Consider the following 25,345-nt stretch of genomic DNA (forward strand, 5'->3'; position numbering starts at 1 on the left):
TAAGGATAATACTCAGGCGCTACAGTATTTTTTTTTAATCACCACGAACAATGTTCCCAACAATCCTGCGGTTAACAGGGCAATCGGCAGGATCATTAGAAAGGTCATCACCTGATCTTCATGGCGTTTAACGAACGGGATCATGCTCAGCGCATAGCCGAAACTGGTGACGACGGTGACCCACAGCAGGCCACTCAGCCAGTTAAAAAACTGGAACCGACGGTTAGGAAGCCCTGAAATGCCAGCCATCGTTGGCAGCAAGGTGCGAACGAACGCCAGGAAACGCCCTGCCAGCAGCGCCATCAGGCCGTGTTGATCAAACATGCAGGTGGCGCGCTGATGGTATTTTTCCGGTAATTGCGCCAGCCAGCCTTTCACCGTGCGCGTGTTGCCTAGCCAGCGTCCCTGAATATAACTCAGCCAGCAGCCCAGACTGGCTGCGGCCGTCAGAATAGCTATGGTAGGTAAAAAACTCATCACGTCCTGAGCAATCAGCGCTCCTGCCAGTAATAACAGGCTGTCTCCGGGTAAAAAGGAGGCGGGCAGCAGGCCATTTTCTAAAAACAGCGTGGCGAACATGACGAAGTACACCACGCTCACAACGTGCGGATCCGCCAGTGCGGCAAAATCGTGTTGCCAGAGCGCGGAGACAATATCTTGAATGACTACCATGGACTTTCCTGTGGAACAGCGTTTATGTGTGGATTGTACTCCTGAATTGCCCGGGATGCCTTGATCCCGGACGCAACAATTGCAGACTTTTCCACCAGAAGTGTCTACATATATGTCCATCTGTGGCAATTTTACTCGATTCGGGCAAATCCTGCGGCCAAATCGGCAATCAGATCGTCAACATTCTCTAAACCGATATGTAAACGGATAAGCGTTCCGCTGAAATCCACCTCGCCTTGCGGACGGATTGCCGCAATGTGTTCCGGCTGGTTGGCGAGAATCAGCGACTCAAAACCGCCCCAGGAGTAGGCCATACTGAACAGGCTGAAGTGATCCAGATACGCAGCAAGCTCCTCATTATTGAGCTTCTTATTCAATACAAAGGAGAACAGGCCGCTGCTGCCGGCGAAATCACGCTTCCAGAATTCATGGCCTTTACTGCCGGGCAGTGCCGGGTGGTTCACGCGGGCGACCTGCGGATGGCTGGCCAGCCACTCGGCGACCTTTAAGCTGCTTTCATGGTGCTGACGCAGGCGAACGCTCAGCGTACGCAGTCCACGGCTGGTCATATAGGCGGTATCGGCGTCCAGCATTTGCCCCATCAGATAGGCATTTTCGCGCAGTTGATCCCAGCAGCGGGCATTAGATACCGCCGTGCCGACCATGCCGTCAGAATGACCAATCAGATATTTGGTGCCTGCCTGAATAGAGATATCGATGCCAAAATCCAACGCTTTGAACAGCACCCCGGCAGCCCAGGTGTTATCAATCATGATGATTGCATCCGGCGCGACGCTTCTGACGGCGGCAACAATAGCTGGAACATCATGCACTTCCATAGTGACAGAGCCGGGAGATTCCAGAAATACGACTTTCGTGTTCGGCTGTATGTGCTTAACGATATCGGCGCCAACCAGCGGATCGAACCAGCCGGTGGACACGCCGAGCTTGCCGAGAATTTTGGTACAGAAATCCTGACTGGGTTCATAGGCTGTGTTGGTCATCAGCACATGATCCCCTTGCTCCACAAAGGCAAGGATGGTGTTGGCAACGGCCGCCGCACCGCAGGGGAACAGCGCGCAACCCGCACCACCTTCCAGTTCGCACATCGCTTCCTGAAGAGAGAAATGCGTCAGGGTTCCGCGACGCCCATAGAAAAGCGCACCGTTCGCCCGGTTGTGCGTGGCCTGTTTTTTAGCCTCTACGGTGTCAAAAACCAGCGAAGAAGCGCGCTGGATCACGCTATTTACCGAGCCCAGCGTGTACTTTTTACTGCGTCCTGCGTGAACGAGTTTGGTTTCAAGTTGCTTATCTGCCATGTTGTCTTACCTGTTTTTATACGTCTGGATGTCTAAACTACCATGAATCAAAGATGACGCATCCTGCAGAACGGTCATACAGTAGAAAATAATCTCAAAATGCTTCTGGTGACTTTTTTACTGCGTAAGCGCAAGGAAAAGAAACCAAAGGTGCGGCAATATGTAAATAGTAATGAGAACGACTATCAATTCGACGTCGTTTTGATATGATTACGCTCAGATTTTGTGATTTGCGTCCTGGAGATACAGAGTGGGTAATAATTTGATGCAGACGGATCTTTCCGTCTGGGGTATGTATCAGCACGCCGATATCGTGGTTAAGTGCGTGATGATTGGGCTGATTTTGGCGTCAGTGGTCACCTGGGCTATCTTCTTTAGTAAGAGCCTTGAGTTCTTTACTCAGAAACGCCGCCTTAAGCGTGAACAGCAACTGCTGGCGGAAGCCCGCTCTTTAGATCAGGCAAGTGAAATTGCCGCAGGATTCGATGGCAAAAGCCTGGGCGCACAGTTGATTAATGAAGCGCAGAACGAGCTGGAACTGTCAGAAGGCAGCGACGATAACGAAGGCATTAAAGAGCGTACCGGCTTCCGTCTGGAGCGTCGTGTGGCGGCGGTAGGTCGTCATATGGGCCGCGGTAACGGATACCTGGCCACCATCGGGGCTATCTCTCCATTCGTCGGTCTGTTCGGTACCGTATGGGGCATCATGAATAGCTTCATCGGGATTGCACAAACCCAAACGACCAACCTCGCCGTTGTTGCGCCGGGTATCGCAGAAGCGCTGTTAGCGACCGCAATCGGTCTGGTCGCAGCAATTCCAGCTGTTGTTATCTACAACATTTTCGCACGTCAGATTGGCAGCTATAAAGCGATGCTGGGCGACGTCGCGGCACAGGTGCTGTTGCTGCAAAGTCGCGATCTGGACCTGAATGCAGGCGCATCCGCGCATCCGGTACGTGCAGCGCAGAAATTACGTGTAGGATAATGTTCCATGGCAATGAGCTTTAATGAAAACCTGGACGATAACGGTGAAATGCATGAAATCAACGTGACGCCGTTTATCGACGTTATGTTGGTTTTATTGATCATCTTTATGGTTGCCGCGCCGTTGGCAACCGTAGATGTGAAGGTGAATCTCCCTGCCTCCACCAGCACGCCGCAGCCGCGTCCGGAAAAACCGGTTTACCTGTCAGTTAAAGCCGATAAGAGTATGTTCATTGGCAACAATCAGGTGACGGATGAAACCATGATTAACGAGCTAAATGCGCTAACTGAAGGGAAGAAAGACACCACGATTTTCTTCCGGGCAGATAAAACCGTTGATTATGAGACCATGATGAAGGTGATGGATACGCTGCATCAGGCGGGCTTCCTGAAGATTGGTCTGGTTGGCGAAGAGACAGTGAAAGCGAAGTAATCTTCCTCATTGCCGGGTAATGGTTGCCGCCTTACCCGGCGTGTCTCTCCTGATTCAACTCCCTCGCACACTTGTTCTTATCTGTTCTCATCTAACGCGACCGTGGTTATCCTGGTGGGGTCGTAGTTCCCTTCAGACAGCTTTCGCGTCAGGCGTAAGGTGGCCGTTTCCCGCGCGAGTATATGCTGGTAGGTGCTTTCCAGTCGGGCCATGATTTTGTCCCGCAGTTCTGGTTGCTGCTCCATAATGGCTTCGATCGCGGCACCGTAGATCTCTTCTTTAGCCTGTAGCGAGTAAATTTCACGGCGATTTTGCCATTTCATCCGCACCAGTGCAGCGGGAATAGAGACTATCTCCTGAGCAACGCTTTCCAGTGTCGCGGTTTTATTGGCAATCAACACGGCTAAATTTTGCTTTAAGACAAACTCATCGCTTTTATGGTTATCTAAAGCCAAATAAACATTATTATCCTCAACATCTTTCATTTTATTTCTCTTCCAGAGAATAAAAAATAGGGGCGCTGGTTTCACGGGTAATTAAATTAAGCCAAATTTTGTTGCCCTGTTCATTTATGATGGCTGTTTTTTGAGTCAAAATTTTACTTAATTCTTGTGCATTAATGTCGCCTTCTGCCTGTAGTGAATTGAGCAGGCGAGAGAATGACTCAATTTTTGCTGCACGAAACAGGCGCTCTTTTAAATGGCGGTCGCACTCTTCAAATAGCATATTTCGTGACTGGCCGGTAGCAGCTGAGCTAATCAAAATATCGGATTCGTAATCGCTTAATGTTATCTTCCCCTGAGTCAAATTTTCACTATTATCTGTGGAGGTGGTATTGTCAGGTGAGCTGGATAAGTGAAAACGCGAGGGAACAAGATGCTTGGGAAGCATTTTGAAATATCCTTTGATGCCAATGATATGTTGTTTTAAATAAACCATGCCGCGTTGACAATAGCATGGCGTAATTTTAAAATCAAAAAAAATGGAGCCAGTATATGAACAGTATATTTTATTCTGTTATTACCCTGCTATTGCTGACCTGCGGGGTACTTTTGTTGATGCGCAGTGCAAATAAAAACCGTAATGCAGAAAATGGATACGCTGAAAACCAGCCGGAAATACTGAGTAAAGAAGAGGGTGAAGATCATTTCTCGGTACTGATGAATTCGATTACTCCGGTTTGGTATTGGCGTGTCAATCACGAATATATCGATTTTATCCACTCGACGATCAAACGGATGACAATGGTGGAGCTGAATGAGACGCCAGGGCTATTTGATGCACAGCGGCGTTGCAGCGATCTCAACTCTGCGGTGTATAAATATTACGACAATATTAAAAAACGCTGCCTGAGTGGCGAGAAAGTCCCGCATGCCGATTTGGACGTGCTTAACTTACGTCAGTGCTTCAGGGAGTTCAGCCTGGAAGCCTATCCTGCACTTGTCGCGCTGGTGTGGCCGGAATATCAGCGCCCAGAAATCAAAGCAGAAGAGGTGTGAGGAGCTGGCTGGCCCGTATTACGTGCCGGGAAGAACAACGTTGCTACCCGGCACGGGATTACCTACGGCTATTTGTCAGATGAGGCCTGCCACAGGTTCAGCTTACCGTCCGCGACGTGCTTATCGATCTGCGCCAGTTCTTCGGCGCTGAACGTCAGATTCGCCAGCGCCTGAACGTTTTCTTCCAGTTGCTCCGGTCGACTGGCGCCAATCAATACCGACGTTACCCTGTTGTCTTTTAGCAGCCAGCTTAAGGCCATTTGTGCCATCGACTGTCCACGCTGTTGCGCCATCTCATTAAGCAAGCGCAGGCTGGTAAGGTTTTCTTCCGTCAGCATGTTTTCCGTTAATCCACGAACCTTTTTCCCTTCACGCTGCATGCGTGAACCTTCCGGAATACCGTTAAGGTATTTCCCCGTCAGCAGTCCCTGAGCCAGCGGCGTAAATGCGATGCAGCCTATGCCGTTGGATTCCAGCGTATCCAGCAGGCCGCTGCTGTCTACCCAGCGGTTAAGCAGGTTGTAAGACGGCTGATGGATCAGCAATGGAATTTTCCATTCCCGCATCAACTCGGCCATTTTCTGCGTACGTTCCGGAGAATAGGATGAAATGCCGACATACAGCGCTTTACCGCTTTGCACGGCGTGGGCCAGCGCCGAGGCGGTCTCTTCCATTGGCGTATTTTCGTCAACGCGGTGAGAGTAGAAGATATCGACATAGTCGAGACCCATGCGTTTCAGACTCTGGTCGAGGCTGGCGAGCAGGTATTTGCGCGAACCGCCAGAACCGTATGGCCCAGGCCACATGTCATAGCCTGCCTTGGTGGAGATAATCAGTTCATCGCGATAGTGTGCAAAATCCTCGCGCAGTAATCGGCCAAAATTCTCTTCTGCGCTGCCTGGTGGCGGCCCATAGTTATTGGCTAAATCAAAATGCGTGATGCCTAAATCAAATGCTTTACGCAACAGGGCGCGCTGTGAATCCAGCGCCTGAACGTGCCCAAAACTGTGCCATAAACCCAGCGATAGCGCGGGTAAACGCAAACCGCTGCGCCCACAGTAGCGATAGAGCATCTGCTCGTAACGTTCAGGATTGGCAAACCAGGCCATGAGATCTCCTTAGTGCAGGTGAATTTCGAAACAACGTTTCTATTCTAGCGGGTTCACGGTGAATATCCCGTTCACCAGGTCACACTGAGATGAAAAACTGGGCAAAAACAGGTCACTGTGCTTTGCTTAAAAAAACACCAATCAGGAGTGCGACGATGCCGCGTTTGACTGCCAAAGATTTTCCGCAAGAACTGCTCGACTACTATGACTATTACGCGCATGGCAAAATAACGAAACGCGAGTTTCTCAATCTGGCAGCGAAATATGCAGTGGGTGGCATGACGGCGTTGGCTTTATTCAATTTATTGAAACCCAACTATGCCCTCGCAACGCAGGTAGAATTTACCGATCCCGATATTTTGGCGGAATATATTACCTATCCTTCGCCTGAAGGGCATGGTGATGTGCGGGGGTATTTAGTTAAACCTGCGAAGGTGACAGGGAAAGTTCCGGCGGTGGTGGTAGTGCATGAGAATCGTGGGCTGAATCCGTATATTGAAGATGTGGCGAGACGGGTGGCGAAGGCGGGCTTTATGGCACTTGCACCGGATGGATTAAGTTCGGTAGGAGGATATCCTGGCAATGATGATAAAGGTCGGGAATTGCAGCAGCAGGTTGATCCCGTAAAGTTGATGAATGATTTTTTTGCCGCCATTGAATTTATGCAACATTATTCAGGGACGACGGGAAAGGTAGGTATTACCGGATTTTGCTACGGTGGTGGTGTGTCGAATGCCGCTGCTGTGGCTTTCCCTGAACTGGCCTGCGCGGTGCCTTTTTATGGGCGGCAGGTTCCTGCATCAGATGTCCCTAAAATAAACGCGCCTTTATTACTGCACTATGCGCAATTAGACACACGTATTAATGAGGGATGGCCTGCCTATGAAGCGGCGCTTAAGGCCAATAAGAAAGTCTATGAAGCCTATATCTATCCCGGTGTTAATCATGGCTTTCACAACGATTCGACCCCCCGTTATGATAAAGCTGCCGCTGATTTAGCCTGGGAACGTACTCTTGCGTGGTTTAACAAATATTTGCGATAGAAAACAATAGATTATTTAATGCTTATAACTAATTACCTGAATAATAATGCTACCTAATTTCATTAGCATTCATATTGATATAGTGTGGAGAGATAGTGGATGTACTTAAGAAAGTAAAAAAATAAAGAACGCATTATATCTTCTCTACTGCCTGCCGATAACAAGGATAAGTATCGCCTGATGGCGAATTCCTCATCAACGGCAAGGAAATTATTATGCGTTTGCTGAAAAACTTCACTATTCGTATTGTCATGTTGGCAATACTGGGACTTTTTTGCCTGCTCTGGTCGGGCGTGGGTTTATTCAGTCTTCATTCGTTATCAAAAATATCTGAAGGCAATGATATTGACCGTCATCTTGTCCATCAGATGACGGTTCTCAGTCAGGGTAACGATCAGTACTTTCGCTTCGTAACGCGCTTAAGTCGCGCCATGGATGTCAAAATGAGTGGCGGAACGCCTGATTTTGCGCCAGCGCAACAGTCCCTGGAGAATATGAGCAAAAAACTCCAGGAGATGAAAACGTTGTCTCCGGGACCAATGGATCCTGACGTCGCTAACGCAGTACTGACGAAGTGGCAGGCGCTGCTGGACAACGGCGTGATCCCGCAAATGCAACTGGCGCAGCAGGGCACGCTTACGGCCTTTGCGGAGCATGCCAGCACTATTACACCCGCGTTGAGCCGTGAATTTGGCGCCAGTGCCGAGCGTTTTAACGCCACGGCAGGTGAGCGACTCGATACCACCCGCGTGATGGTCGATGGCAAAACCTCTATCATCCGGACGCTAATTATCACCGCCGTTATTCTTGGGATTGCCCTCCTTTTCTTTACCGACCGCTACCTTGTTTCCATGATGGTGAAACCGCTGGGACGTATTCGCCAACAGTTCCAGCAGATTGCGCAGGGCGATCTCAGCCATCCCATCGAAGATTTTGGTCGTAACTGTGTGGGTCAACTGGTGCCGTTATTGTGCGCGATGCAGGATAGCCTACGTGAAGCCGTCAGTACCATCCGTTCAGGTAGTGACAACATCTGGCGAGGGGCGACGGAAATTTCGACCGGCAATAACGATCTCTCCTCACGTACTGAAGAGCAGGCTGCGGCTCTGGAAGAGACTGCTGCCAGCATGGAGCAACTGACCGCAACGGTAAAACTGAACGCAGAAAATGCACGTGAAGCCAGCCAACTTGCCGATACGGCCACAGAAACGGCAGGCAAAGGGAGCACGCTGGTTTCAGAAGTGGTTGAGACGATGGACGGCATTGCCGCCAGCTCTAAACAGATCGCGGAAATCACGTCAGTTATTAATAGCATTGCTTTCCAGACCAACATTCTGGCGCTGAACGCGGCGGTTGAAGCAGCCAGGGCAGGCGAGCAGGGGCGCGGTTTTGCCGTCGTCGCCGGTGAAGTACGTAACCTTGCCAGTCGCAGCGCCGGGGCGGCGAAAGAGATTGAGACACTGATTGGCGAGTCATCGCGTCGTGTTGATCAGGGTGCTCGTCTGGTTAAAGAAACAGGATTAACCATGGAGGCGATTCTGCGCGGCGCCACCGAAGTGACTGTCATCATGAAGCAAATTGCCTCTGCCTCGGAAGAACAGAATAAGGGTATCTCGCAGGTGAGCGTGGCGATCACGCAGATGGACAGCGTAACGCAACAGAATGCTGCGCTGGTAGAACAAGTTTCCGCCGCGGCAGTGGCGCTGGAACGACAAACAGAGGAGCTGCAACGCTCGGTGCAACAGTTCCGCCTTTCCGCTAATGATGTGCAATACGCAGCCAGCCAAACCACTTCCTCTTCAGCAGACAGCAAAACGTCTGCGGCCGCTAAAACGGATGAGTGGGTGTCCTTTTAAGCCGTTATAAAAAGTTCGTGATACCTCTGGTCTTTGCTTAAAAAATCGCTATATAATTTATTATATAGCGATTGGAGGTTATGCATGGACAACCATTTTGGTAAAGGTCTGATGGCCGGATTAAACGCCTCAAGTGCGGACAGTGCACGCTCAGTGGCGAATTTTTGTGCGGATTATAAGCGTGGTTTTGTGCTGGGATTTTCACATCGAATGTTTGAAAAAACGGGCGATCGACAGCTCAGCGCGTGGGAAGCAGGGATCCTGACGCGCCGTTATGGGCTGGATAAAGAGATGGTGATGGATTTCTTTAAAGAGAACCAGTCCAGTACAACAATTCGGTTTTTCATGGCCGGCTATCGACTCGAAGCTTGATCCGAAAGGGGTATTATCTTGCTTTAATTAATTACACTATTGACCTACGCCTTCGTTTTGTTGCTCCGCCGAAGTATTATAATGCACATAACCATATAAAAAGTGTGGTAATGGCGCGCCGATCGCAATATGCAACATGCGAATGGTGCAAAATAAAAGCCAGGTCTTCGCAACGGAATAACTATAAAATGACTGGAGATAACTCTCTCATCAATTCGAGCGGCATTAATCGCCGTGATTTCATGAAGCTTTGTGCAGCACTGGCCGCTACCATGGGGCTCAGTAGCAAAGCCGCCGCAGAAATGGCCGAATCAGTTTCTCGTCCTCAGCGCCCACCGGTTATCTGGATTGGTGCTCAGGAGTGTACGGGTTGTACTGAATCGCTGCTTCGCGCGACACACCCTACAGTGGAAAACCTCGTTCTGGAGACAATCTCTCTGGAATACCATGAGGTGCTCTCTGCCGCCTTCGGCCATCAGGTTGAAGAGAACAAGCATAACGCTCTGGAGAAATACAAAGGGCAATATGTTCTGGTAGTAGATGGTTCTATCCCACTGAAAGATAATGGTATTTACTGCATGGTTGCCGGTGAGCCGATCGTGGATCACATCCGCCGGGCCGCAGAAGGCGCAGCCGCTATCATTGCCATCGGCTCTTGCGCCGCGTGGGGTGGTGTTGCTGCCGCTGGCGTTAACCCAACGGGTGCCGTCGGCCTGCAAGAAGTTCTGCCAGGCAAAACCATCATCAACATCCCCGGCTGTCCGCCGAACCCGCATAACTTCCTCGCAACGGTCGCGCATATCATCACTTATGGTAAGCCGCCGAAGCTGGATACCAAAAACCGTCCGACATTCGCCTATGGCCGTTTGATTCACGAACACTGCGAACGTCGCCCGCACTTCGATGCTGGTCGTTTTGCTAAAGAGTTTGGCGATGAAGGCCACCGCGAAGGTTGGTGCCTCTACCATCTGGGCTGTAAAGGACCAGAAACCTACGGCAACTGCTCAACGCTGCAATTCTGCGATGTGGGCGGCGTGTGGCCGGTGGCTATCGGTCACCCTTGCTACGGCTGTAACGAAGAAGGCGTCGGCTTCCATAAAGGTATTCACCAGCTTGCTCACGTGGAAAACCAAACGCCGCGTTCCGAGAAACCTGACGTCAACATGAAAGAAGGCGGCAATGTTTCTGCCGGAGCGATTGGACTGCTGGGTGGCGTAGTAGGACTGGTTGCCGGCGTCAGCGTGATGGCGGTTCGTGAACTGGGGCGTCAGCAGAAGAAAGATAACGCTGACTCACGGGGAGAATAACCGTGAACAGACGTAACTTTATTAAAGCAGCCTCCAGCGGGGCATTGCTGTTGGGCGCAGCGCCGTCCATCAGCCATGCGGCTGCAGAAAACCGTCCGCCGATCCCTGGTTCTCTTGGGATGCTCTATGACTCGACGCTGTGCGTAGGCTGCCAGGCCTGTGTCACCAAGTGTCAGGATATCAACTTCCCGGCGCGTAACCCGGAAGGCGAGCAAACCTGGTCGAACAACGACAAACTGTCGCCGTATACCAATAACATCATTCAGGTGTGGCGTAGCGGAACAGGCGTTAACAAAGACCAGGAAGAAAATGGCTACGCATACATCAAGAAACAGTGCATGCACTGTGTTGATCCGAACTGCGTTTCCGTTTGCCCGGTCTCCGCGCTGAAGAAAGATCCGAAAACCGGCATCGTCCATTATGACAAAGATGTCTGCACGGGCTGTCGTTACTGCATGGTCGCCTGCCCGTACAACGTGCCTAAGTACGACTACAACAACCCGTTTGGTGCACTTCACAAATGTGAACTGTGTAACCAGAAAGGCGTTGAGCGTCTGGACAAAGGTGGTTTACCGGGTTGTGTTGAAGTGTGCCCAGCCGGTGCGGTGATTTTTGGTACGCGTGAAGAGCTGATGGCTGAGGCGAAAAAACGTCTCGCGCTGAAGCCTGGTAGCGAATACCACTATCCGCGTCAGACGGTGAAAGCAGGCGATACCTATCTGCATACGGTACCGAAGTACTACCCACACCTGTACGGTGAGAAAGAAGGTGGTGGTACGCAGGTTATGGTACTGACGGGTGTTCCTTACGAGGATTTGGATCTGCCGAAGCTGGATGATCTTTCAACTGGTGCGCGTTCCGAACATGTTCAACATTCCCTGTACAAGGGCATGATACTACCCCTGGCTGCGCTGGCGGGCTTAACCGTGCTGGTTCGTCGTAACACGAAAAACGACCATCACGATGGAGGAGACGATCATGAGTCATGATCCTAAACCGCTGGGCGGAAAAATAATCAGCAAACCGGTCATTATTTTTGGGCCGCTTATCGTCCTGTGTATGCTCCTGATCGTGAAACGTCTGGTCTTCGGACTGGGCTCAGTCTCCGATCTGAACGGCGGTTTCCCATGGGGTGTATGGATCGCGTTTGACCTGTTGATTGGTACTGGCTTCGCGTGCGGCGGTTGGGCGCTGGCGTGGGCGGTGTACGTTTTCAACAGAGGGCAATACCATCCGTTGGTTCGTCCGGCGCTGCTGGCGAGCCTGTTTGGCTACTCGCTGGGTGGTCTGTCGATCACCATTGACGTCGGTCGTTACTGGAACCTGCCGTATTTCTACATTCCGGGTCACTTCAACGTGAACTCGGTACTGTTCGAAACGGCGGTCTGTATGACCATCTATATAGGCATCATGGCGCTGGAATTTGCTCCGGCTCTGTTTGAACGCTTGGGGTGGAAAGTTTCCCTCAAACGTTTGAATAAAGTGATGTTCTTTATTATTGCCCTCGGCGCGCTGCTGCCAACCATGCACCAGTCTTCAATGGGTTCATTGATGATTTCTGCGGGTTATAAGGTGCATCCGCTATGGCAAGCTTATGAAATGCTGCCGCTTTTCTCGGTATTAACCGCCTTTATTATGGGCTTCTCGATCGTCATCTTTGAAGGCTCGTTGGTACAAGCCGGTCTGAAAGGTAACGGTCCGGACGAGAAAAGTTTGTTCATCAAGCTGACGAATACCATCAGCGTGCTGCTGGCTATTTTCGTCGTTCTGCGCTTTGGCGAACTGATCTATCGCGACAAGCTGTCCTATGCGTTCTCAGGCGATCTTTATTCCCTGATGTTCTGGCTTGAAGTCGTGCTGATGGTCTTCCCGCTGGTGGTGCTGCGCGTCACTAAGCTGCGTAATGACTCGCGCATGCTGTATCTGTCTGCGCTGAGCGCATTGCTGGGTTGTGCAACATGGCGTCTGTCCTATTCGCTGGTGGCGTTCAATCCTGGTGGTGGCTACCACTACTTCCCGACCTGGGAAGAGCTGTTGATTTCTATTGGTTTTGTGGCTATTGAGATTTGTGCATACATCGTACTCATTCGTCTACTGCCGATACTTCCTCCTTTAAAACAAAACGATCAAAATCGTCATGAGGCGAGCAAAGCATGAGCCAGAGAATTACTATTGATCCGGTAACCCGTATTGAGGGTCATTTACGCATCGACTGCGAAATCGAAAATGGCGTGGTATCTAAAGCATGGGCTTCCGGTACCATGTGGCGCGGCATGGAAGAGATCGTGAAAAACCGCGATCCGCGCGATGCCTGGATGATTGTGCAGCGTATCTGTGGCGTTTGTACGACCACTCACGCTATCTCTTCCGTTCGTGCAGCAGAAAGCGCGCTGAATATTGATGTTCCGGTGAACGCACAGTATATCCGTAACATCATTCTGGCTGCGCACACCACGCATGACCACATTGTTCACTTCTATCAGCTGTCTGCGCTGGACTGGGTGGATATCACCTCTGCCCTGAAAGCTGACCCAGCGAAAGCGTCTGCCATGCTGAACGGCGTGTCCTCCTGGCACCTGAACAGCGCAGAAGAGTTCACCAAGGTTCAGAACAAGATCAAAGATCTTGTTGCCAGCGGTCAGTTAGGCATTTTTGCTAACGGTTGCTGGGGTCACCCGGCAATGCAGTTGCCGCCGGAAGTGAACCTGATTGCGGTCGCACACTACCTGCAAGCGCTGGAATGCCAGCGTGATGCTAACCGCGTTGTGGCACTGCTGGGCGGTAAAACGCCGCACATCCAGAACCTGGCGGTAGGTGGGGTTGCTAACCCAATTAACCTTGACGGCCTCGGCGTGCTGAACCTTGAACGCCTGATGTACATCAAGTCCTTCATCGATAAGCTGAGCGACTTCGTTGAGCAGGTGTACAAGGTTGATACCGCGGTTATTGCTGCGTTCTATCCTGAGTGGCTGGAACGTGGTCAGGGTGCGGTTAACTACCTGAGTGCGCCGGAATTCCCGACAGACGGTAAAAACGGCAGCTTCCTGTTCCCGGGCGGTTATATCACCGATGCTGATCTGTCGACCTATCGCCCGATCACCTCTCACTCCGATGAGTACCTGATCAAAGGGATTCAGGAGAGTGCGAAACACGCGTGGTACAAAGATGAAGCGCCGCAGGCTCCGTGGGAAGGCACAACGGTTCCTGACTACACCGGTTGGTCAGACGACGGCAAATACTCCTGGGTTAAAGCGCCTACTTTCTACGGTAAAACGGTTGAAGTGGGTCCGCTGGCCAACATGCTGTGTAAACTGGCGGCCAAACGCGAGTCTACCCATGCCAAGCTGAATGAAATCATCGCGATTTACACCAAGCTGACCGGTAAAACTATCGAAGTGTCGCAGTTGCACTCTACGCTGGGCCGTATTATTGGCCGTACCGTTCACTGCTGTGAACTGCAGAACGTTCTGCAGGATCAGTACAATGCGCTGATTGTGAACATCGGTAAAGGCGACCACACCACCTTCGTGAAACCGGATATTCCGGCAACAGGCGAATTCAAAGGTGTTGGTTTCCTCGAAGCGCCACGCGGTATGCTGTCTCATTGGATGGTGATTAAAGACGGCATTATCAGCAACTACCAGGCGGTTGTACCGTCAACCTGGAACTCTGGCCCACGTAACTTTAATGATGAAGTGGGACCGTATGAGCGCTCGCTGGTAGGTACGCCGATTGCCGATCCAAACAAACCGCTGGAAGTGGTTCGTACCATTCACTCCTTCGACCCTTGTATGTCATGTGCGGTGCATGTGGTGGACGTTGACGGGAACGAAGTGGTCTCAGTTAAGGTTCTGTAATGCGGATATTAGTCTTAGGGGTCGGCAATATTTTGCTGACCGACGAAGCCATCGGGGTACGTATCGTTGAGGCATTAGAGCAACGGTACATCCTGCCAGACTTTGTTGATGTTCTGGACGGTGGTACGGCTGGGATGGAGCTTCTCGGCGATATGGCGAACAGAGATCATCTGATCATTGCTGACGCCATTGTGTCGAAGAAAAACACGCCAGGAACGATGATGGTCCTGCGGGATGAAGAGATCCCGGCGCTGTTTACTAACAAAATCTCACCGCACCAGCTTGGCCTGGCCGACGTATTGTCGGCCCTGCGTTTTACCGGCGAGTTTCCGAAAAAGCTGACCTTAGTCGGCGTTATTCCGGAATCGTTGGAACCGCATATCGGGCTAACGCCAACGGTTGAAGCGATGATTGAACCTGCGCTGGAGCAGGTTCTTGCCGCGCTTCGCGAATCAGGCGTTGAAGCGATCCCTCGGGAGGCGGCTCATGTCTGAGGAGTTTGTCGGTTTTCAGACGGCCCCGAAGACGCAGATTCAGGCAGCGTTTGAAGAGGTTGCCCGGCGTTCGATGCACGATCTCTCTTTCTTGCATCCGAATATGCCGGTATATGTCTCTGATTTTACGCTGTTTGAAGGACAGTGGACGGGGTGTGTTATCACACCCTGGATGCTCAGCGCACTGATTTTCCCCGGACCGGACCAGATCTGGCCGGTGCGTAAAGTCAGCGAAAAAATCGGGCTGCGTCTGCCGTATGGCGAGATGACCTTTACCGTTGGTGAACTGGAGGGCGTATCGCAATACCTTTCCTGTTCACTGATGTCGCCGCTTTCGCACAGTATGTCGGCGCAAGAAGGTGTGCGTCTGACTGACGATTGCGCGCGCATGCTGTTATCGCTGCCGGTGAGCGATCCGAATGCGCCGCAGCTAAATCGCCGCGCGCTGCTGCTGGGTCGTCGGAACTGCGAAAATGCATGAGCTGTCCCTTTGTCAGAGCGCAGTTGAGATTGTTCAACAGCAGGCAGAGCAGCACGGTGTCAAACGTGTAACCGGCGTTTGGCTGGAAATCGGAGCGCTCTCGTGCGTTGAAGAGAGCGCCGTCCGTTTCAGTTTCGACATCGTCTGTCAGGGCACGCTGGCGCAAGGGTGTGAGTTGCATATTGATTACAAACCAGCCCAGGCATGGTGCTGGGATTGCAGTCAGGTTGTGGAAATCACCCAGCATGATGCGCAGTGTCCACTATGTCAGGGCGATCGTCTGCGGGTTGATGCAGGCGATTCACTGAAAGTGAAAAGTATTGAAGTCGAATAACCCATAGGTTGCTATGGGGCGGAGTCAGATATGTGTATTGGAGTCCCTGGTCAGGTTCTGGCCGTTGGTGAAGATATTCACCAGCTTGCGCAGGTTGAAGTGTGCGGCATCAAACGTGATGTCAATATTGCCCTGATTTGTGAAGGTGATACCGCTGAGCTGGTCGGGCAATGGGTGCTGGTGCACGTAGGGTTCGCCATGAGCATCATTGATGAAGATGAAGCTAAAGCCACGTTAGACGCACTTCGCCGCATGGAGTACGACGTCACCAGCGCGTGATAATCGGTTAGTGCCTGATGGCGTTACGCTTATCAGGCCTACGCCTTCTATGTAGGCCGGATAAGGCATTTATGCCGCCATCCGGCATCTTGCGTTAACCCTGGCGCTTATCTTCGGTATTGGTGTCGAAGTCGCTGGCGTCATGACGTTCATGAAGCTGCTCGTTTAGCGGCCCGTTAGTGCGGTTTACAATACGACCTCGCTTAACTGCCGGACGCGCGGCAACCTCTTTTGCCCAGCGTTGCACGTGCTTGTAACTTCCTGCATCGAGGAACTCTGCCGCGTCGTACACGTTACCCAGCACCACATTGCCAAACCACGGCCAAACCGCCATATCGGCAATGGTGTATTCATCTCCTGCCACAAACTGATTTTGTGCTAACTGCTTATCCAGTACGTCGAGTAAGCGTTTGGCTTCCATCGTGAAGCGGTTAATAGCGTACTCAATTTTTACCGGCGCATAGTTATAGAAGTGACCAAAACCACCGCCGAGGAACGGCGCCGCACCCTGTAACCAGAACAACCAGTTCAGCGTTTCAGTACGTTTTGCCAAATCCTGCGGCAGGAAATAACCGTATTTTTCCGCCAGATAGAGCAGGATTGCGCCAGATTCGAATACGCGAACCGGTGGGTTTTGCGAGTGGTCGCGCAGCGCCGGGATCTTCGAGTTCGGATTCACCTCAACAAAGCCGCTGGAAAACTGATCGCCATCGCCAATGCGAATAATCCAGGCATCGTATTCCGCGCCCTTCACGCCCTGCGCCAGTAACTCCTCCAGCATAATCGTCACTTTCTGCCCGTTTGGCGTCCCCAACGAATAGAGCTGTAGCGGATGCTTGCCAACCGGCAGCGTCTTCTCGTGGGTGGCGCCGGAAATCGGGCGGTTGATATTGGCGAATGCGCCGCCGTTCGACTTTTCCCACGTCCAGACTTTCGCGGGCTGATAGGTATTGTCTGACATATTGACCTGCCTTCTGAGTGGTTGTGTTGATGCAGTGTAGCAGTTAGGTAGAACTCAATTTAACAGATTGGGACTTTATGTCGCTTTGTGCTGAAAGGGGAAGATAAATCTAACCCGTTCATTGTACCTGGCCCGTACTCCATGAAGAGGAAATCAATGTTGGACGGAAATTGCTACCGTATTCACCATCAAAAATTGGCGGTGAATAAGCAGTAATAATGAAAAATGGTGTTCCAGGAGTAAGCGGTTATCAGGGCCCTGCGGGTGGGTGGGGTGCGGTAAAAGCCGTCACTGCTTCGGTGTTTTCGCAAAAGGCTGTCGCGCGCGACATTATCGCGATGTTCAAAATGAACCAGGTGAAAGGGTTCGATTGTCCGGGCTGTGCGTGGCCGGACCCCGGGCATCGTGCGCCAATGGAGCTGTGCGAAAATGGCGTTAAGGCGGTTTCCTGGGAGACAACCAGTAAGAAAGCGTCACCGGAATTTTTCAGTCGTCACCCGGTTTCCACACTCTGGCACTACAGCGATTATGAACTGGAAAACATTGGTCGTTTGACGCATCCAATGAAATACGATGCAGTGTCAGACACCTGGCAGGCGGTGGATTGGGATATCGCCTTTCGGGAGATCGGCGAGCGTCTGCGCAGCTATGACTCAGCACAACAGGTTGAGTTTTATACCTCCGGCAGAACGTCAAATGAGGCGGCGTTCCTGTATCAGCTGTTTGCCCGCGAATATGGTAGCAGCAACTTTCCTGATTGCTCAAACATGTGCCACGGACCGACCAGCGCAGGGCTAACGCCGGCCATTGGCCTTGGGAAAGGGACCGTTGAACTTGATGATTTTGACCACTGCGATCTGGTGATTTGTATCGGGCATAACCCTGGTACTAACCATCCACGCATGCTGACCACCTTACGCGACGTTGCCAAACGTGGAGCCAAAATTATCTCCATCAACCCGCTGAACGAAAGGGGGCTTGAGCGCTTTAGCTTCCCGCAAAGTGCGAAAGAGATGTTCACCGGTCAGGCGACGGAGCTGAGCAACGACTACTACCAGGTAAAAATGGGCGGTGACGCCTCGTTGCTCAAAGGCATAATGAAGGCGCTGATCGAAATGGACGAAGCGCGGATCCTACTGGATCAGCAGCCGACGCTCGATCATGCGTTTATCGACCAACATACCGCGGGATATGCAGCGCTGTATGACGACTTACGTCAGCATAACTGGGCTGAGCTGGAACATGACTCGGGCCTGACGCGTAGTCAGATGGAAGATCTGGCGCACAGCTACAGTAAATCCAGCGCCACGATTGTTTGTTATGGTCTGGGCATCACTCAGCATAAAAACGGCACCGAGAACGTTCAGCAGCTGGTAAATCTGTTGTTGCTGAAAGGCAATATGGGTAAGCCGGGGGCGGGGATCTGCCCGTTACGCGGCCATTCTAACGTGCAGGGCGATCGTTCTGTGGGGATCAACGAAGCGGCGTCCGAAGACTTCCTGCAACGCCTTGAGAAGCATTTTTCTATCCGCGTTCCGCGCAAGCATGGACGCTCCAGCGTGGAGAGCATTCGGGCCATCGAGCGGGGAGACGCAAAAGCGCTCATCTGCATGGGCGGCAATCTGGCGGTAGCGATGCCCCAGCCGCAGCGTACCTTTGCGGCGATGAAAAATCTGGATCTGCAGGTCCATGTGGCGACCAAACTGAACAGATCGCATCTGCTGCTGGCAAAGCATAACTACCTGCTACCTGCATTAGGCCGAACGGAGCGCGACATGCAGGCGACGGGGATCCAGTCAGTCACCGTCGAAGATTCTATGTCGATGGTTCACGCTTCCTGTGGCGCGCTGAAGCCGGCTTCCCGCTGGCTAAAATCGGAGCCCGCGATTGTGGCGGGCATGGCGCGTGCCACGCTGCCGCATTCTCCGATCAACTGGGAAGCATTTACCGGGGACTACACGTTGATCCGTGACGCCATTGAAGCCGTGATCCCGGCGTTCCACGATTACAACGCACGTATTGCCGAGCCGGGTGGATTTCGTATGGATACACCTGCTTCGCGCCGTGAATGGCGAACGGAGAATGGCAAAGCCAATTTTATCGTCAGCCATCAGCGGGCGGTAGAGCGGGAACATCAGCCTGCTGATGCACTGGTTCTGGCAACGCTGCGTAGCCACGATCAGTACAACACCACGATTTATGGTATGAACGATCGCTATCGTGGCATTACTGGCCGTCGGGATGTGGTGTTTTTAAGCGCCGAAGAAGCGACGAGCCGCGGTCTGAGCCAGGGTGATGTGGTCAACGTTCAGGCGCTGGACGACAACGGTCAGCCCTGCGCGGATCGCATCATGTACGGCTTAACGGTGGTGATTTACAACATGGCGGCTGGCTCAATTGGCGCTTATCTGCCTGAAGCGAATGTCCTGCTTTCGCTGGATGCGGTAGATACACAAAGTTTGACTCCGGCGTATAAAAGCGTACCGGTCACCCTGACCAAAGCGTAGTTCCTGCTGTGAATTTTTCGCCTCTGAGCGCCAGCCGCTGCGTTGAGGTGTATGATGATGTCGACCTCTGTCCGGTTAGTGTCGCAGAGCAGGCAATCAGAGCGAAAAATTCACGCCAACCTGCTCAGGCTGTATTGTTTTGAGGTAAGGTGCATGAGCAAAGGAACGACCAGTCAGGATGCCCCATTCGGGACATTATTGGGCTATGCCCCAGGTGGCGTAGCAATCTACTCTTCAGATTACAGCTCCCTCGACCCACGGGACTACGACGATGATGCAGCATTTCGCAGCTATATCGACGATGAATACATGGGCCACAAATGGCAGTGCGTAGAGTTCGCACGCCGCTTTCTCTTCCTTAACTATGGCATGGTCTTCACCGATGTGGGTATGGCCTGGGAGATCTTCTCCTTACGCTTTCTGCGCGAAGTAGTGAATGACAACATCCTACCGTTACAGGCATTTCCGAATGGTTCGCCCCGCGCGCCGGTAGCAGGGGCTCTGCTTATCTGGCAAAAAGGCGGCGAATTTAAAGATACCGGGCATGTGGCGGTCGTCACCCAGTTGCTGGAAAACAAAATCCGTATTGCCGAACAGAACGTGCTCCATACGCCGCTGCCTCCCGGACAGCAGTGGACCCGCGAACTGGAGATGGTGGTTGAGAACGGTTGTTACACCCTGCGTGATACCTTTGACGACACGACCATTCTTGGTTGGATGATCCAGACCGATGATACCCGATTCAGCCTACCGCAGCCGGAGATCGCCAATGACTCGCTGAAAATTGGCGGCGCGCGACTGGAAGATAACGGGCAATTTGACGGTAAATGGCTGAATGAGCAGGATCCGCTGCAAAAAGCCTACGTGCTGGCGAACGGCCATGTGATTAATCAGGACCCGCATCAGTACTTCACCATTACCGAGAGCGCCGAGCAGGAGCTGATTAAAGCCACCAACGAGCTGCACCTGATGTATCTGCACGCGACTGACAAGGTGCTGAAAGACGACAACCTGCTGGCGCTGTTTGATATCCCGAAAATCCTCTGGCCGCGCCTGCGCCTTTCCTGGCAGCGTCGTCGGCATCATATGATTACGGGGCGTATGGATTTCTGTATGGATGAACGTGGACTGAAGGTGTATGAGTACAACGCCGATTCCGCATCGTGCCATACCGAAGCCGGTTTGATTCTCGAAAGATGGGCCGAGCGTGGTTACACAGGGCAGGGACACAACCCGGCTGAAGGGTTGATCAACGAACTGGCGGGTGCCTGGAAGCACAGCCGTGCACGTCCGTTTGTCCACATCATGCAGGATAAGGATATCGAGGAAAACTATCACGCGCAGTTTATGCAGCAGGCGCTGCGTCAGGCCGGGTTTGACAGCAAAATTCTGCGAGGTTTGGATGAACTGCGCTGGGATGACGCCGGTCAATTGACTGACGGTGACGGCCGTCTGGTGAACTGCGTCTGGAAGACCTGGGCGTGGGAAACCGCAATTGAGCAGGTGCGCGAGGTCAGCGAAACGGAGTACGCCGCGGTGCCAATTCGTACCGGGCATACGAATCAGGAAGTGCGTTTAATCGACGTGCTGCTGCGCCCGGAAGTGCTGGTCTTCGAACCTCTGTGGACGGTTATCCCTGGCAACAAAGCGATTCTGCCGATCCTCTGGCAACTGTTCCCGCACCACCGTTATCTGCTAGATACGGATTTCACTGTTAATGAAGAGCTGGCGCAAACCGGTTATGCGGTGAAACCTATTGCAGGACGTTGTGGCAGCAACATCGATCTGGTGAGTCATCAGGAAGAGCTACTGGATAAAACCAGCGGTAAGTTTGCCGAGCAGAAGAACATTTATCAGCAGCTTTGGTGTCTGCCAAAAGTTGCCGGTAAATATATCCAAGTTTGTACCTTTACCGTAGGTGGGAACTACGGCGGTACCTGCCTGCGTGGTGACGAGTCGCTGGTGATTAAAAAAGAGAGCGATATTGAACCGCTGATTGTGGTGAAGGAATAACCGCTCAACCCCTGTGATGGTGATGTTGCCATCACGGGGTTATTTGATGGTTTCTAATCTTATTTTAAAAGGCTTTCTAGGCTGATTCTTAAACCTGCTCGAATCTTATGACCTTCGCTAATTTTTATCCATGCCGATGAATCGAAGATCTCTATGTATGGGGGAGCGAAGGCATGATGATTTGGAGGAGAGCCGCTGGCGGCGAATAATCGAACTGAGATCGATTGAGAGTCCGCTTCGCCAAAAGCAAAAAACCCGCCATAGGCGGGTTCTTCTAAATAGTGGTGCCCGGACTCGGAATCGAACCAAGGACACGGGGATTTTCAATCCCCTGCTCTACCGACTGAGCTATCCGGGCAACGAGGCGCATTAAAACCGATTCGCTTCGTTTCGTCAACGAAATTTCTTCAAATCAACGCAGACTGCACAATCTATCACCACATTGTTGCTATTGCACGCATTCTCAGGCAAAAAATGCCGTCCACGCGGCGGAAAGCGGCATTGCCAGCAGAAGGGCAGGAAGCATATTCACAACCGCAAACATTTTGATTCCACAAATACGTAAACCGGTTGCCAACAACAGCAGTCCACCTACGGCGCTGAAATCGGCCATCATGGCTGGCGTCGTCAGGGGCAAAATAAGTGCTGCGCAGGTGGCAAGCGTTAGCTGGATTGCCAGCATTGGTACACAAATTGCCGATACCGCGATACCTAATGAACAGGCAAAAATGATGGCCGTGAAGAAATCAAGAAACGACTTGGCGATTAAAATATTCGGGTCGCCGGTCATCCCTTCATGTATAGCCCCGAAGATCCCGGTACCACTGGCGCAAAATAGCACGATGATGGCCACATAGCTCTGGATGAAGGATTCGTGCGTGGTGTTGGCATCCGACTGGGTGAAAAGCTGCTGCGCTTTGGCAACCGCGGTATTGATCCCTTTTTCCAGATAACAGAACTCACCAATTAATGCACCGACCAACGTAGCTAGGACCATCACCGGTAGGTTAGCGCATTTGATAACCAGCAAAATACCAATTCCCAAAGAGCACAGTCCGAATATGGAGGTCATGGAGGCACGAATGCGTTCCGGTAAATGCTGGCTGAGTAGTGCGCCGAGAACACCACCAAATAAAATAGCGCCAGCATTAATAAAGGGTCCAATTACCACGTTTGCTCCTGCATACCCATTATCGTCTTGATGTTAAAGGCAATTCTCTGGGTAAAATATGTTTTCAGATTGCATTATTATGCCGCGATTGACAGGCGGATTGCTTGTTTATCTGTGAGGTTCAGGCTCCGGATTTTATCTTGCGCCTGAAAGTGAAAGGTGCCATGATTGCGCGAATTTTCTCCTGTCTGAATGGGGCTGCCTGGGATGATATTACTCCCCCTACATCGCCTTCAACATCGCCTTTTTGCGCGACGTTTGCCCCTTCCTGCGACTTATCTTTACGCTCCCACCATGCGGTGAGGGCAGCGCACGCTCACTGCAGGATAACAGTAAAATCAGAGGCTATCTGCTTTTACTGATGTCTGGCGGTCGGGGCTGGTAACCAGTTTGACCTGTCATTTCGTGGGCAAAGCAATATGGCTTTGTCCGGGACTTTTGATTTTCCCGAAACGGGTTATTGCGCTTATGAAATCAATGAAAATTGCCGCCAGTGGAGAACTGGTTTCTCGTCTGTCCAGCCATCGTCAGGTGGTGTCGCTGGACAGTACTGATTTTACTGACGTTGCGGCAGTCGTCATTACCGTTGCGGATAGCCGCAGCGGGATCCTTGCTTTGCTGAAACGCACCGGTTTTCATATACCCGTGTTTCTGTTCGCAGAGTCGGATGTTGATCTGCCGGCGGGCGTGAATGCGGTCATTCGCGGTCAGGCGCAGGACTGGCTGGAGCTGGAGTCTGCTGCCTGTCAGTATGAAGAAGATTTGCTGCCGCCGTTCTATGACACGTTGACTCAGTATGTCGAGATGGGGAACAGCACATTTGCCTGCCCAGGACATCAACACGGTGAGTTCTTTAAAAAGCATCCCGCGGGGCGCCATTTCTACGAGTTCTTTGGCGAGAATCTGTTTCGCGCGGATATGTGCAACGCCGACGTTAAGCTTGGCGATCTGCTGATTCATGAAGGCTCGGCGAAACATGCGCAGAAATTTGCCGCGAAAGTTTTCCACGCGGATAAAACCTACTTTGTGCTGAACGGGACCTCTGCGGCCAATAAAGTAGTAACCAATGCGCTGCTGACGCGCGGCGATCTGGTGCTGTTTGACCGTAATAACCATAAGTCGAACCACCACGGTGCGCTGATCCAGGCGGGTGCGACGCCGGTGTATCTGGAAGCGGCGCGTAATCCGTTTGGCTTTATTGGCGGTATTGACGAGCACTGTTTTGATGAGGAGTATCTGCGCCAGCAACTTCGCGAGGTTGCGCCGCAAAAGGCCGATCAACCGCGCCCGTTCCGTCTGGCGATCATTCAGCTCGGCACCTATGACGGTACGATCTACAATGCCCGGCAGGTGATCGACAAGATCGGTCATCTGTGTGATTACATCCTGTTTGACTCTGCATGGGTCGGTTACGAGCAATTTATTCCGATGATGGCCGATGGGTCACCGCTGCTGTTGGATCTCGATGCTAACGATCCGGGGATCTTTGTCACCCAGTCGGTACACAAACAGCAGGCCGGATTCTCGCAAACCTCGCAGATCCACAAAAAGGATAACCATATTCGCGGTCAGGCGCGGTTCTGCCCGCATAAGCGTCTGAATAATGCATTTATGCTGCATGCTTCTACCAGTCCGTTTTACCCGCTGTTTGCAGCGCTGGACATTAACGCCAAAATCCATGAAGGCGAGAGCGGTCGTCGGCTGTGGGCGGAGTGTGTGACGCTGGGCATTGAGGCCCGTAAAGCGATTATTACCCGCTGTAAGATGATTCAGCCATTTGTTCCCCCGGTAGTTGATGGCAAACCGTGGGAAAGCTATCCGACGCAGGTGATTGCCAGCGAGCGTCGCTTCTTTAGCTTCGAACCAGGTGCTAAATGGCATGGTTTTTCCGGCTACGCGCGCGACCAGTATTTCGTTGACCCTTGCAAACTGCTGTTAACCACTCCGGGCATTGACGCACAAACCGGGCAATATACCGAGTTTGGTATTCCGGCGACGATTCTGGCGCATTACCTGCGTGAAAACGGCATCGTGCCGGAGAAATGCGACCTTAACTCGATTCTGTTCCTGCTGACCCCGGCAGAAAGCGCAGAGAAACTGGCGCAACTGGTGGCGATGCTGGCGCAGTTTGAGCAGCATATTGAAGACGATACGCCGCTGGCAGATGTGCTGCCAACCATCTTCAATAAGTATCCGGTACGCTATCGGGATTACACGCTGCGTGAACTGTGCCAGGAGATGCACTCACTGTACGTCAGCTTTGATGTGAAAGATCTGCAAAAAGCGATGTTCCGTCAGGAAAGTTTACCTGCCGTGGCGATGAACCCACAGGATGCGAACAGCGCTTTTATCCGTGGTGATGTTGAACTGGTGCGGATTAGTGAAGCAGCTGGCCGCATTGCGGCGGAAGGTGCGCTGCCTTATCCTCCGGGCGTGCTGTGCGTGGTACCGGGCGAAGTATGGGGTGGGGCGGTACAGCAATATTTCCTGGCGCTGGAAGAGGGCGTAAACCTGCTGCCAGGCTTCTCGCCGGAGCTGCAAGGTGTTTACAGTGAAACGGATGCAGACGGTATTAAGCGTCTGTATGGATATGTTGTGAAGTAAGCGCAAAAAAAGCGGGTTACCTTTTGGCAACCCGCTTTTCTCTGCGTAAA

At 52.0% G+C, this 25,345-nt stretch carries 24 protein-coding genes and 1 tRNA gene; 17 read left to right on the forward strand and 8 right to left on the reverse strand.

Features of this window, described 5'->3' with window-relative positions; all coding sequences use genetic code 11:
- Window positions 1-12: 12 nt before the first annotated feature.
- Window positions 13-672 (reverse strand): DedA family general envelope maintenance protein YghB, encoded by a 660-nt coding sequence (yghB, locus tag OGY09_RS06605; RefSeq protein WP_003024510.1) that lies wholly within the window; start codon window positions 670-672, stop codon window positions 13-15.
- Between the two features lie 131 nt (window positions 673-803).
- The gene (gene metC / locus OGY09_RS06610) at window positions 804-1,991 is read right to left on the reverse strand and encodes a cystathionine beta-lyase (protein WP_060683231.1); all 1,188 of its coding nucleotides are present in this window, start codon (window positions 1,989-1,991) and stop codon (window positions 804-806) included.
- Window positions 1,992-2,241: 250 nt separating this feature from the next.
- Here metC and exbB point away from each other — a divergent pair, with 250 nt between their 5' ends.
- Entirely contained in the window at window positions 2,242-2,976 is a 735-nt protein-coding gene (gene exbB / locus OGY09_RS06615) for a tol-pal system-associated acyl-CoA thioesterase (protein WP_275399136.1), read from the forward strand.
- A gap of 6 nt (window positions 2,977-2,982) precedes the next feature.
- Window positions 2,983-3,408, forward strand: a complete 426-nt coding sequence (exbD, locus tag OGY09_RS06620) for a TonB system transport protein ExbD (protein ID WP_003828370.1) — start codon at window positions 2,983-2,985, stop codon at window positions 3,406-3,408.
- Between the two features lie 77 nt (window positions 3,409-3,485).
- On the opposite strand, the gene OGY09_RS06625 is transcribed toward exbD, so the two are convergent.
- Window positions 3,486-3,893, reverse strand: a complete 408-nt coding sequence (locus OGY09_RS06625) for a cytoplasmic protein (protein WP_275399137.1) — start codon at window positions 3,891-3,893, stop codon at window positions 3,486-3,488.
- A 1-nt stretch (window position 3,894) separates the two neighbouring features.
- Entirely contained in the window at window positions 3,895-4,299 is a 405-nt protein-coding gene (locus OGY09_RS06630; RefSeq protein WP_275399138.1) for a hypothetical protein, read from the reverse strand.
- A gap of 104 nt (window positions 4,300-4,403) precedes the next feature.
- On the opposite strand from OGY09_RS06630, the gene OGY09_RS06635 reads away from it, so the two are divergent.
- Window positions 4,404-4,907, forward strand: coding sequence for an ESA_00282 family adhesion-associated protein (locus tag OGY09_RS06635; RefSeq protein ID WP_008785809.1), 504 nt, complete (start codon window positions 4,404-4,406; stop codon window positions 4,905-4,907).
- Window positions 4,908-4,975: 68 nt separating this feature from the next.
- Here the strand turns inward: OGY09_RS06635 and OGY09_RS06640 are convergent, their stop codons facing one another.
- Window positions 4,976-6,016, reverse strand: coding sequence for an aldo/keto reductase (locus OGY09_RS06640; RefSeq protein WP_008785808.1), 1,041 nt, complete (start codon window positions 6,014-6,016; stop codon window positions 4,976-4,978).
- A 155-nt stretch (window positions 6,017-6,171) separates the two neighbouring features.
- Here OGY09_RS06640 and yghX point away from each other — a divergent pair, with 155 nt between their 5' ends.
- The 11 genes from yghX (at window position 6,172) to hybG (ending at window position 16,039) form a co-directional block, all read left to right on the forward strand.
- Window positions 6,172-7,059 carry a YghX family hydrolase gene (gene yghX, locus OGY09_RS06645; protein WP_020996329.1) on the forward strand — a complete coding sequence of 296 codons (888 nt, stop codon included), beginning with the start codon at window positions 6,172-6,174 and terminating at the stop codon, window positions 7,057-7,059.
- Window positions 7,060-7,274: 215 nt separating this feature from the next.
- On the forward strand, window positions 7,275-8,915 hold the full coding sequence (locus tag OGY09_RS06650; RefSeq protein ID WP_008785806.1) for a methyl-accepting chemotaxis protein: 1,641 nt from the start codon (window positions 7,275-7,277) through the stop codon (window positions 8,913-8,915).
- A gap of 84 nt (window positions 8,916-8,999) precedes the next feature.
- A complete protein-coding gene (locus tag OGY09_RS06655) occupies window positions 9,000-9,287 on the forward strand; it encodes a DUF2623 family protein (RefSeq protein WP_003024490.1) in 288 nt (95 codons plus the stop codon).
- Window positions 9,288-9,475: 188 nt separating this feature from the next.
- Complete coding sequence (hybO, locus tag OGY09_RS06660) at window positions 9,476-10,594, forward strand: hydrogenase 2 small subunit (RefSeq protein WP_003024486.1); 1,119 nt, start codon at window positions 9,476-9,478, stop codon at window positions 10,592-10,594.
- Window positions 10,595-10,596: 2 nt separating this feature from the next.
- The gene (gene hybA / locus OGY09_RS06665; RefSeq protein ID WP_003828357.1) at window positions 10,597-11,583 is read left to right on the forward strand and encodes a hydrogenase 2 operon protein HybA; all 987 of its coding nucleotides are present in this window, start codon (window positions 10,597-10,599) and stop codon (window positions 11,581-11,583) included.
- On the forward strand, window positions 11,573-12,751 hold the full coding sequence (gene hybB, locus OGY09_RS06670) for a Ni/Fe-hydrogenase cytochrome b subunit (protein WP_003828354.1): 1,179 nt from the start codon (window positions 11,573-11,575) through the stop codon (window positions 12,749-12,751). Before hybA ends, hybB begins: the two co-directional genes overlap by 11 nt.
- Window positions 12,748-14,451 (forward strand): hydrogenase 2 large subunit, encoded by a 1,704-nt coding sequence (hybC, locus tag OGY09_RS06675; RefSeq protein WP_003828353.1) that lies wholly within the window; start codon window positions 12,748-12,750, stop codon window positions 14,449-14,451. The genes hybB and hybC overlap by 4 nt, the downstream gene beginning before the upstream one ends.
- Window positions 14,451-14,945 carry a HyaD/HybD family hydrogenase maturation endopeptidase gene (locus OGY09_RS06680; RefSeq protein ID WP_032944999.1) on the forward strand — a complete coding sequence of 165 codons (495 nt, stop codon included), beginning with the start codon at window positions 14,451-14,453 and terminating at the stop codon, window positions 14,943-14,945. Before hybC ends, OGY09_RS06680 begins: the two co-directional genes overlap by 1 nt.
- Window positions 14,938-15,426, forward strand: a complete 489-nt coding sequence (hybE, locus tag OGY09_RS06685; RefSeq protein ID WP_008785804.1) for a hydrogenase-2 assembly chaperone — start codon at window positions 14,938-14,940, stop codon at window positions 15,424-15,426. The genes OGY09_RS06680 and hybE overlap by 8 nt, the downstream gene beginning before the upstream one ends.
- On the forward strand, window positions 15,419-15,760 hold the full coding sequence (gene hypA / locus OGY09_RS06690) for a hydrogenase maturation nickel metallochaperone HypA (protein WP_003828349.1): 342 nt from the start codon (window positions 15,419-15,421) through the stop codon (window positions 15,758-15,760). Before hybE ends, hypA begins: the two co-directional genes overlap by 8 nt.
- 30 nt (window positions 15,761-15,790) lie before the next feature.
- A complete protein-coding gene (hybG, locus tag OGY09_RS06695) occupies window positions 15,791-16,039 on the forward strand; it encodes a hydrogenase maturation factor HybG (protein ID WP_003024459.1) in 249 nt (82 codons plus the stop codon).
- A 94-nt stretch (window positions 16,040-16,133) separates the two neighbouring features.
- On the opposite strand, the gene yghU is transcribed toward hybG, so the two are convergent.
- The gene (gene yghU / locus OGY09_RS06700) at window positions 16,134-17,000 is read right to left on the reverse strand and encodes a glutathione-dependent disulfide-bond oxidoreductase (protein ID WP_008785803.1); all 867 of its coding nucleotides are present in this window, start codon (window positions 16,998-17,000) and stop codon (window positions 16,134-16,136) included.
- Window positions 17,001-17,218: 218 nt separating this feature from the next.
- Here yghU and OGY09_RS06705 point away from each other — a divergent pair, with 218 nt between their 5' ends.
- Entirely contained in the window at window positions 17,219-19,507 is a 2,289-nt protein-coding gene (locus tag OGY09_RS06705) for an FdhF/YdeP family oxidoreductase (RefSeq protein WP_057068494.1), read from the forward strand.
- A gap of 153 nt (window positions 19,508-19,660) precedes the next feature.
- Window positions 19,661-21,520: a bifunctional glutathionylspermidine amidase/synthase gene (gene gss / locus OGY09_RS06710; protein WP_057068496.1), complete on the forward strand. Its 1,860-nt coding sequence runs from the start codon at window positions 19,661-19,663 to the stop codon at window positions 21,518-21,520.
- Window positions 21,521-21,802: 282 nt separating this feature from the next.
- Here gss and OGY09_RS06715 read toward each other — a convergent pair.
- Both OGY09_RS06715 and OGY09_RS06720 read right to left on the reverse strand, forming a co-directional pair.
- Window positions 21,803-21,878 (reverse strand) — tRNA-Phe (locus OGY09_RS06715).
- Between the two features lie 105 nt (window positions 21,879-21,983).
- Window positions 21,984-22,691 (reverse strand): DUF554 domain-containing protein, encoded by a 708-nt coding sequence (locus OGY09_RS06720; protein WP_153752282.1) that lies wholly within the window; start codon window positions 22,689-22,691, stop codon window positions 21,984-21,986.
- Between the two features lie 468 nt (window positions 22,692-23,159).
- On the opposite strand from OGY09_RS06720, the gene OGY09_RS06725 reads away from it, so the two are divergent.
- Window positions 23,160-25,295, forward strand: coding sequence for an ornithine decarboxylase (locus OGY09_RS06725; protein WP_057067564.1), 2,136 nt, complete (start codon window positions 23,160-23,162; stop codon window positions 25,293-25,295).
- The last annotated feature ends 50 nt before the right edge of the window (window positions 25,296-25,345 follow it).

The organism is Citrobacter sp. Cpo071, from assembly GCF_030332765.1.
Lineage (GTDB): Bacteria > Pseudomonadota > Gammaproteobacteria > Enterobacterales > Enterobacteriaceae > Citrobacter > Citrobacter portucalensis.

Bases quoted from the DNA above. Each gene is read 5' to 3' on its own strand.
- hypA (WP_003828349.1), top strand. From the start codon at position 15,419: ATGCATGAGCTGTCCCTTTGTCAGAGCGCAGTTGAGATTGTTCAACAG.
- OGY09_RS06650 (WP_008785806.1), top strand. From the start codon at position 7,275: ATGCGTTTGCTGAAAAACTTCACTATTCGTATTGTCATGTTGGCAATA.
- yghB (WP_003024510.1), bottom strand. From the start codon at position 672: ATGGTAGTCATTCAAGATATTGTCTCCGCGCTCTGGCAACACGATTTT.
- yghU (WP_008785803.1), bottom strand. From the start codon at position 17,000: ATGTCAGACAATACCTATCAGCCCGCGAAAGTCTGGACGTGGGAAAAG.
- metC (WP_060683231.1), bottom strand. From the start codon at position 1,991: ATGGCAGATAAGCAACTTGAAACCAAACTCGTTCACGCAGGACGCAGT.
- hybE (WP_008785804.1), top strand. From the start codon at position 14,938: ATGTCTGAGGAGTTTGTCGGTTTTCAGACGGCCCCGAAGACGCAGATT.
- hybO (WP_003024486.1), top strand. From the start codon at position 9,476: ATGACTGGAGATAACTCTCTCATCAATTCGAGCGGCATTAATCGCCGT.
- OGY09_RS06705 (WP_057068494.1), top strand. From the start codon at position 17,219: ATGAAAAATGGTGTTCCAGGAGTAAGCGGTTATCAGGGCCCTGCGGGT.
- yghX (WP_020996329.1), top strand. From the start codon at position 6,172: ATGCCGCGTTTGACTGCCAAAGATTTTCCGCAAGAACTGCTCGACTAC.
- OGY09_RS06625 (WP_275399137.1), bottom strand. From the start codon at position 3,893: ATGAAAGATGTTGAGGATAATAATGTTTATTTGGCTTTAGATAACCAT.
- exbD (WP_003828370.1), top strand. From the start codon at position 2,983: ATGGCAATGAGCTTTAATGAAAACCTGGACGATAACGGTGAAATGCAT.
- OGY09_RS06630 (WP_275399138.1), bottom strand. From the start codon at position 4,299: ATGCTTCCCAAGCATCTTGTTCCCTCGCGTTTTCACTTATCCAGCTCA.
- OGY09_RS06640 (WP_008785808.1), bottom strand. From the start codon at position 6,016: ATGGCCTGGTTTGCCAATCCTGAACGTTACGAGCAGATGCTCTATCGC.
- OGY09_RS06680 (WP_032944999.1), top strand. From the start codon at position 14,451: ATGCGGATATTAGTCTTAGGGGTCGGCAATATTTTGCTGACCGACGAA.
- hybC (WP_003828353.1), top strand. From the start codon at position 12,748: ATGAGCCAGAGAATTACTATTGATCCGGTAACCCGTATTGAGGGTCAT.
- gss (WP_057068496.1), top strand. From the start codon at position 19,661: ATGAGCAAAGGAACGACCAGTCAGGATGCCCCATTCGGGACATTATTG.
- hybB (WP_003828354.1), top strand. From the start codon at position 11,573: ATGAGTCATGATCCTAAACCGCTGGGCGGAAAAATAATCAGCAAACCG.
- OGY09_RS06635 (WP_008785809.1), top strand. From the start codon at position 4,404: ATGAACAGTATATTTTATTCTGTTATTACCCTGCTATTGCTGACCTGC.
- hybG (WP_003024459.1), top strand. From the start codon at position 15,791: ATGTGTATTGGAGTCCCTGGTCAGGTTCTGGCCGTTGGTGAAGATATT.
- OGY09_RS06655 (WP_003024490.1), top strand. From the start codon at position 9,000: ATGGACAACCATTTTGGTAAAGGTCTGATGGCCGGATTAAACGCCTCA.
- OGY09_RS06725 (WP_057067564.1), top strand. From the start codon at position 23,160: ATGAAATCAATGAAAATTGCCGCCAGTGGAGAACTGGTTTCTCGTCTG.